This is a genomic window from Prevotella sp. P4-119 (genome assembly GCF_002251345.1).
GTDB lineage: Bacteria > Bacteroidota > Bacteroidia > Bacteroidales > Bacteroidaceae > Prevotella.
The window spans coordinates 1-2739 of record NZ_NPJB01000001.1 but is presented as its reverse complement, the minus strand read 5'-3'; the positions used below and the strand labels follow the sequence as shown (position 1 = coordinate 2739).

Sequence of the window (2739 nt, the reverse complement as noted above, 5' to 3'; positions counted from 1 at the left end):
ATATGGATTTGCTTTCTTTTCTTAAGTTTTAATTTCAATGAAACAATATAAGGCAACTACTCCGATTCATACGGTTAGTAAAATCAGAAAAATTCTTTCCAATATTGGAATCTTACTCTTGGAACGACATATGATACACGACAAATTTAGCTCATGTCGTGTAGTAATAGGAAATGATGGACTTGGAAAATTAAATATTGGAACAAATGGCAAAGGACGTACGTTCGAATATTCTTTGGCAAGTGGATATGCCGAGTTTATGGAACGCTTAGAGAACCATTTACTGCTTAATTCTAAGAAAATGTTGACGGATAAAACTTTTAATATTTTTGAAGTCGCAAAAAAAGAAGAAAAAAAATCGGGGTTTCTTTATGATCAAAGAGAGAAAAATGTACCATTTAGTGATATATCAAAGACTTTCATGGAAGAAATCATTCGTATGTGTGGCTTTAATTCTGTTAATGAATTAAATGCTAATATAGCTCAGAATGCATCGAAAACGAAGCCTTTGGTCATTCCTTTCTATGATGTGAAAAATAAAACGGTGATAGAAATACCTATTGAATTTTCCCTATTGCTAACAGGTTCTAATGGTATGGCTTCTGGAAATACTCCAAAAGAAGCGATCCTTCAAGCACTATGTGAAATTTTTGAACGTTATGTAATAAGTGAGATATATTGGAATGAATATACACCACCAACTATACCATTATCATTTTTTGCCGAAACGGAAATTGGCAAAATACTAAGTCTATATCAGAAAGAAACGGGCAATAAAGTGATAGTAAAAGATTGTTCTTTGAATAAAGGCATTCCTGCTATTGGTTTAATCATTATAAATGAAAATGAACAACTATACAATTTTAAGATAGGGGTTGATTTTGTTCCAGCCGTAGCCTTAGAACGATGCTTCACGGAAATTCATCAAGGAAGAAATTCTTTTGAGGGGTTACCCTTTGAGTTTGTTAAGACAAAGGGTGTTGATGCAGCTGAAAAGAAATTTGTAGAAAGAAATCTAATCAAAATATTTATTAATGGTTCTGGTTTTTGGCCAATATCTGTGTTACATGGAGAAGAGAGTTATAGGTTTAAAGAATTTAATCACTTATTGGGTGAGAGTAATGCTTATGATTTGAAGTATTCGCTAGATCTTATCGAAAAAATGGGATACCATGTATATATACGTAATAATTCCTTTTTAGGTTTTCCTGCGTACTATGTTGTTGTGCCAGGAATGAGCCAAATAATAAAAACAAATCCATTTGTTTCAATTTACAAATCGTCTTTTGTGAATTTTTCATTAATTAATAAGCTTGGAAGTGTTACTGTTGAAATAGCACGCAAAGTCTTTACTGCGATTGATGAAAACTATGAGGTTCTTAAAGAAGAAGATTTCGCATTGAATAGAGTTTTTGTTTTCAATACTAATGAAGACTTAAGAGATTTGTCAATAGAAATGTTAGCTGCTTTGTTAGCCCTTTATCTAAAAGATGATATGAATGCCATTAAATATTTGGCTTTGTACTTAAATGGAAAAGATAAGAAGAAATATTCTTATTTTTATGCATGTCTCGATTATCTAAAGTTAAAAAATTCTTCCGCTTTTCCTGATGATGTACTTTCTGTTCTTTATGGGCATAAAATGATGACCGAAGTTGTTGGAGATTTGGATGATAGAAATGCTATTTTTCAGTATTATAAATTTCCGAATTGTCCTAATTGCGAGAAATGCAAACTCAAACAAGAATGTAAGCATGAGGCTATAATGCAACTTAATGATTGTGTAAATCGAAATTCTGCACTTCTAGACCAACAGGAAGTTCAATTTGATATAGAAAACAATAAAGAATAATATTATATGAATGCTACACATAGCGTTTTACATAAGCTAAGTATATTTTTATTCATACTAATGCATTTTGAAGTGAAATCTTTTGGGCAAAATTTGCATGGTCGTGTACTTGATAGTAGGGATTCTCCAGTCTTCTCCGCCGCTATTATTGCTCAAAATGATAAAAGCCAAACAGTTGCGACTTGTATTACAGATACTTGTGGGGCCTTTTGTTTTTTGAATTTACCAATCCCATATAAGTTAATAGTAAGTCATTTAGGATACAAAACCACCACTATCGTAGATTCGGTTAATCATCTTACTATAAGATTGGAAGATGCTACAACTGCCATCAATGAAATTACAGTAAGGGGTAATTTACAGATGCGAGTAAACGAGCATGGCGCATTAAAGTATGATGGAAATCAGCTTTCTCAACTTCATTCTGTTAGAAATGCTCTTGATATGCTGAATGAAATATCTGTAATACAAAGAAATGGTAGGGGGTACTCAATTATTGGAGCCTCATCATTTAACCTATTAATTAATGGTAAAAGCAGAGGAATGAACCAGGAACAAATATGTACTTATTTGTCTTCATTGCCCACCAATAGAGTTAAGGATATTGAGGTGTATTATAATTCTCCAGCAAAATTTGGTGTGCGAGGAGCATCAGTAAACATTTCTTTGATAGAAGAAAAAGAGAATTCGTTAAAAATCACAAGCGAATTATACGAAGAAACGATTAAGAGACATAATTTCTCAGAAAAAATAGGAATTAATATTGGTATTATAAATAAAAAACTATCACTATATATGTGCTATGATGGAGGCTATACACAAAAAAGATCTGTAAATAACTTATATTCAGACCATCATGTTCAAGACCATATTTTTCATGTAAAACA

At 31.8% G+C, this 2739-nt stretch carries 2 protein-coding genes; both read left to right on the top strand.

The features are described from left to right. The first annotated feature begins 37 nt into the window (after window positions 1-37). On the top strand, window positions 38-1852 hold the full coding sequence (locus CIK89_RS00010; RefSeq protein ID WP_094389388.1) for a YcaO-like family protein: 1815 nt from the start codon (window positions 38-40) through the stop codon (window positions 1850-1852). Between the two features lie 6 nt (window positions 1853-1858). Further along, window positions 1859-2739 (top strand): carboxypeptidase-like regulatory domain-containing protein (locus tag CIK89_RS00005; RefSeq protein ID WP_144007308.1); only part of this gene is annotated, 881 nt, incomplete at its 3' end.